We start from the raw sequence: 240 nt of genomic DNA on the forward strand, positions 1-240 counted from the left end.
TTGGGGATTGGAACAGCGTGTTCCGGCGCTTCAGTCGATGGAGTCGCAAGGGTGTCTGGTGCCGCATCTTCGAGGCGATGTCCGATGATCCGGACTTCGAATATCTGATCGTGGATTCCACCATCGTCCGGGCGCATCAGCACGCCGCCGGGGCGAAAAAAGGGGGTCTGAAGATCAAGCGATCGGGCGCTCGCGCGGCGGCTTGAGCACCAAGATACATCTGGCCGTTCGAGGCTTGGG

At 60.8% G+C, this 240-nt stretch carries 1 pseudogene; it reads left to right on the top strand.

Annotation, left to right across the window (positions count from 1 at the left end):
* Nucleotides 1–240: pseudogene (locus tag FNJ47_RS48775) on the top strand (IS5/IS1182 family transposase); the annotation flags it as partial.

Source organism: Bradyrhizobium uaiense (genome assembly GCF_010811875.1).
GTDB classification, from domain to species: Bacteria; Pseudomonadota; Alphaproteobacteria; order Rhizobiales; family Xanthobacteraceae; genus Bradyrhizobium; species Bradyrhizobium uaiense.